The following is a 4,267-nucleotide window of genomic DNA, read 5'->3' on the forward strand; positions in this document are numbered from 1 at the left end:
CGGGCACCTGGCGAAGCTGACCGCGGGCGGTCTGCTGACCGTCGAGGCCCGCGGCAGGCAGCGCTGGTACCGGTACGCGGGCCCCGCGGTCGGGAACCTCGTCGAGGCCCTGGAGCAGCTCGCCCCCACCGCCACGGTCACCTCGCTGCGCCAGGCGAACCGTGCGAAGGCCCTGCGCGAGGCCCGCACCTGCTACGGCCACCTGTCCGGCAGGCTCGGCGTCGCGCTGATGGAGTCGCTGCTGGACCGAGGTCATCTCGACGGCCGCACGGGCCACGACCCCGACGACGTCGACTACGCGCTGACCGAGTCCGGCGAGCGGTTCCTGACCGACTTCGGGGTGCCGGCCCGCCCTCGCGCCGCGGAGCACTGCCTCGACTGGAGCGAGCACCGCCACCATCTCGGCGGCCCACTCGGCCGGGCACTGCTGGACCGGTTCCTCGAGCTGGGCTGGGTGCGGCGGACCGAGATCAGCAGGGCCGTCGCCGTCACGACCGCGGGCAGCGACGGGCTCGCGACCACCTTCGGGATCCACGCCGAACCGGGAGCACACCGATGACCACGTTCCACGAGGGCGAGCTCGCCGTCCAGCGACGGGCGGGGGTGGCCCGTGAGGCCGCCCGGCTGTCCGGGATGCTCACCGACCCCAGCCTCGACGGCGGCATGGGCGGTTTCCTCGCCCAGCGCGACCTCGCCGTCCTCACCGCCCGCGACGGCGAGGGGCGGCTCTGGACCTCCCCGCTCGTCGGGACACCCGGGTTCCTCGACGGCTCCGGACGGCACCTCGCGGTCCACGCGGGCTTCGCCGACACCGATCCGCTGCACGGCCTGCCCGCAGGCCAGCCCGTCGGCCTGGTCACCGTCGACTTCGCCAGGCGGCGGCGCCTCCGGGTCAACGGCACACTCACCGCCGCGGGCCCCACCGGGTTGGCGGTCGAGGTCGACCAGGCGTACGGCAACTGCCCCCAGTACATCCGGCCGCGACACCTCGACCCGGCCGGGGCCCCGCCGCGTCAGGTGCACGCCCGCACGTCGACCTCGTTGACCGACGCCCACCGCTCGGCCCTCCGGAGCACGGCCACCCTCTTCGTCGGCACCCTCCACCCGGGCGGCGCCGACGCCTCCCACCGCGGCGGCGCACCGGGCTTCGTGCGCGTCGACGGCGACCGGGTCTGGTGGCCGGACTATCCGGGCAACAACATGTTCAACACCCTCGGCAACCTCGCCGTGGACGACTCGGCCGCGCTGCTGGTCCTGGACTTCGAGCGGGGCGGCACGCTGCACCTGAGCGGACGGGCCGCCGTCGAGTGGACCGCGCCCGGAGCCACCGACGACGAGGGCGGTACCGGCCGCCGCGTGACGTTCCGGCCGGAGCTGATCGTCGAGGCGGACGACCTGCCGTTGCGCGCCACCGCCGGGTAGGGCCCGTGCCCCGGTCGGCGCCACCGGTCTCACGAGGGTCGATCGCGTCGGCGGGCCGGCTGTGGTGCGCATGGACGCAGGCGCGGGCGATCCAGCAGGCTGTCCCGATGGGCAGGCGCGGCAGTCCGGTGCGGGCGTTGTTCTACCGGCTCGTGCTGATCAACGGCACGGTCTTCACCCTCGGCACGCTGACCCTCGCACTGGCGCCGGTCACGGTGTCCTACCCGGTGCTGCTCGCCGAGGTCCCGGTGCTGGTCGTCGGGCTGGTGCTGATCCTGGTGGCCACCACCGTGCTGCTGCGCCGCAGCCTCGCCCCGCTCGACGAGCTCACCGCCGTCATGGAGCGGGTGGACCTGCTGCGGTCCCGGGACCGCCTGCCGGAGGACGGGGACGGCGACCTGGCCAGGGTGATCACGACGTTCAACGCGATGCTGGACCGGCTGGAGGAGCAACGCAGCCTGCGCAGCGCGGAGGTGCTCGCCGGGCAGGAGGCCGAGCGCAGGCGGATCGCCCGCGAGCTGCAGGACGAGATCGGGCAGAGCCTCACCGCCGCCCTGCTGAGCCTCGAGCGGGTCGTCGGCCGGGCGCCCGCGTCCCTGCAGTGGGACCTGCGGCAGGTGCAGGACACCGTGCGCGGCAGCCTCGACGACGTCCGCCAGGTCGCCCGCAGGCTCCGCCCGGACGTCCTGGAGGACCTCGGCCTCGCCAGCGCGCTCACGGCCCTCGCCGCCGAGTTCACCGAGGTCAGCGGCATCCCCGTGGTCCGGGCCGGGAACCCGGTCCCCGCCGGGCTGACCCCGCAGACCGAGCTCGCGCTCTTCCGCATCACCCAGGAGAGTCTCACGAACATCGCCCAGCACGCCGCCGCGCAGAAGGTCGACCTCACCCTCACCGGCGGGCCGCGGGCCCTGATCCTCACCGTGCGCGACGACGGCTGCGGCGGCCCCCACCGCGAGGGCGCCGGCATCCGGGGGATGCGCGAACGGGCCCTGCTCATCGACGGCGAGCTGACGGTCTCGAGCCCACCGGGCGGCGGCACGCTGGTCACGCTGGTGGTGCCGCTGAGCGGAGGACGCGCGTGACCCGGATCCTCCTCGCGGACGAGCACGCCCGGCGCTGGTCACCTCGCCTCGGGGTCGGGGGTCGACCGGCGGCCCTACCGACCTCGCGCTCCGGATCGGACCGCTGAGTTCGGGCGACCCACCGGGTCTATCCGGGCACGACCAGCACCGGCAGCGGGCCGGGCGGCGGACCGCGGGAGAGCACATGACTGCCGACTACACGTTCGACGTCTTCTCCAGCCTCGACGGCTTCGGGTCCTACGGGGGCGACGGCGACTGGGGCGGCTACTGGGGCAAGCAGGGTCCCGAGCTGCTGGACCACCGCCTCGCCTCGTTCGAGACGGAACAGCGGATCGTCCTGGGCGCCACCACGTTCGCCGAGTTCGTCCAGATGCTGGCCGGGAGCACCGCGGAGTCCGAGGTCCGCGACCCGTGGGTCGCCCGGATGCGCGAGCTGCCGACCACGGTCCTGTCGTCCACTCTGGCAGGGCCCCTCGACTGGCCGGACGCGACCGTCGTCAGCGGCGACGCCGTCGAGGTCGTCGCCCGGCTCAAGGAGGAGTCCGGGGTCCCCCTGCGGTCGCACGGCAGCCTGTCGCTGAACCGGGCGCTGATGGCCGCGGGCCTGGTCGACCGCCTCCAGGTGACGATCTTCCCCGTGGTCACCGGCCGGACCGGGACGAACCCGGTCCTGGGCGGAGCAGCCGACTTCGACCTCGAGCTGCTCGACCACCGGACGCTCGACGGCGACATCCAGGAGCTCGTCTACCGGCCCACGCTGCACCGGACCCGACCCTGACCCGACGCCCTCCTGTCCTGGTCACGATGCCGCCGCCTCCCGGACCCGCGGGATGACCTCGGCAGCGAACCGGCGGAGCTGCTCCGGGTCGCCGACCTGCGGGATGAGGTTGACGGCATCGAAGCGCTGCGCGGTCACGGCATCGGTGACGAGACGCGCCCAGTCCTCCGCGGTGGCCCGCACGGCGAAGGTCGCCGGGACGTCGTCCGTCCCGGGCAGCGGTGCCGCGCTCGGGTCGAGGACCCCCACGATCTGCATGACGCGCTCGATGTCCCGCGGTTCCCGCCCGGCCGCACGGGCGGCCGCGTCGATGCGGTCCTGCCCGGCGACGCGGCTCGAGTGGTCCGAGCGCATCGGGGCGATCCACCCGTCGGCCTTGTGGCCCAGCAGGTCGAGCATGCGGGGCCCGCCCGCACCGAGCCAGATCCCGATGGGGTGCGCAGGCGCCGGGCCGGTGTCGACGTCGCGCAGCGGGTAGCGGCCCCCGGTCACGGTGGCGGTCCGACCGGGCCGCCACATCGTGCGCAGGGTGTCGATCGCGTCCCCGACCGCCTCGACGGTGTCCCCCGGGCTCCAGTGCGGACCGCCGAGGCCGGCGATCTCCTTCCAGGCGCGGCCCCCACCGAGCCCGAGGTCGAACCGCCCGCCGGACAGCACGTCGATGCTCGCCGCGGTCTTGGCCAGCATCGGCGCCGGTCGCAGCGGGAGGTTGGCGACGTTGGTCATGAACCGGATCCGGGTCGTGCGGGCGGCCAGGTGCGTGATGAGGGTCAGGGTGTCCAGGAAGTCGGGCACGTAGGGGTGGTCCTGGACCGAGACGTAGTCGAACCCGGACTCCTCCGCGGCGCGCACCTGCTCCTCCAGCTCCTCCAGGCCTTGCGCGGCGGGGCTGAGGAACACTCCGAAACGAGGCTCAGGCATGACGGTCCTCCAGAGCGGGTGTCGGTGCGTTCCGGTCCGCGGGCCGCGGACTGCGGCCGACCGG

General features: G+C 74.4%; 5 protein-coding genes. 4 read left to right on the forward strand and 1 reads right to left on the reverse strand.

Translation table 11 applies throughout. The annotated features are described in order from the left end of the window. The 4 genes from H5J29_RS22815 to H5J29_RS22830 all read left to right on the forward strand — a co-directional run. Positions 1-559: transcriptional regulator (locus H5J29_RS22815; RefSeq protein WP_181783086.1), on the forward strand; the 559-nt coding region annotated here is incomplete at its 5' end. Continuing rightward, the gene (locus tag H5J29_RS22820; RefSeq protein ID WP_181783087.1) at positions 556-1,422 is read left to right on the forward strand and encodes a pyridoxamine 5'-phosphate oxidase family protein; all 867 of its coding nucleotides are present in this window, start codon (positions 556-558) and stop codon (positions 1,420-1,422) included. The genes H5J29_RS22815 and H5J29_RS22820, both read left to right, overlap by 4 nt. A gap of 107 nt (positions 1,423-1,529) precedes the next feature. Next, positions 1,530-2,504 (forward strand): HAMP domain-containing sensor histidine kinase, encoded by a 975-nt coding sequence (locus tag H5J29_RS22825; RefSeq protein WP_181783088.1) that lies wholly within the window; start codon positions 1,530-1,532, stop codon positions 2,502-2,504. A gap of 184 nt (positions 2,505-2,688) precedes the next feature. Further along, complete coding sequence (locus H5J29_RS22830; protein WP_181783089.1) at positions 2,689-3,282, forward strand: dihydrofolate reductase family protein; 594 nt, start codon at positions 2,689-2,691, stop codon at positions 3,280-3,282. Positions 3,283-3,303: 21 nt separating this feature from the next. On the opposite strand, the gene H5J29_RS22835 is transcribed toward H5J29_RS22830, so the two are convergent. Next, complete coding sequence (locus H5J29_RS22835) at positions 3,304-4,203, reverse strand: LLM class flavin-dependent oxidoreductase (RefSeq protein ID WP_181783090.1); 900 nt, start codon at positions 4,201-4,203, stop codon at positions 3,304-3,306. Positions 4,204-4,267 lie beyond the last annotated feature (64 nt).

The organism is Pseudonocardia pini, assembly GCF_013870575.1.
In the GTDB taxonomy this organism is placed as follows: Bacteria; Actinomycetota; Actinomycetes; order Mycobacteriales; family Pseudonocardiaceae; genus Pseudonocardia; species Pseudonocardia pini.

What these genes read in the sequence shown, in the direction of transcription:
- H5J29_RS22820 (WP_181783087.1), top strand. Translation starts at nt 556, where the DNA reads ATGACCACGTTCCACGAGGGCGAGCTCGCCGTCCAGCGACGGGCGGGG.
- H5J29_RS22825 (WP_181783088.1), top strand. Translation starts at nt 1,530, where the DNA reads ATGGGCAGGCGCGGCAGTCCGGTGCGGGCGTTGTTCTACCGGCTCGTG.
- H5J29_RS22830 (WP_181783089.1), top strand. Translation starts at nt 2,689, where the DNA reads ATGACTGCCGACTACACGTTCGACGTCTTCTCCAGCCTCGACGGCTTC.
- H5J29_RS22835 (WP_181783090.1), bottom strand. Translation starts at nt 4,203, where the DNA reads ATGCCTGAGCCTCGTTTCGGAGTGTTCCTCAGCCCCGCCGCGCAAGGC.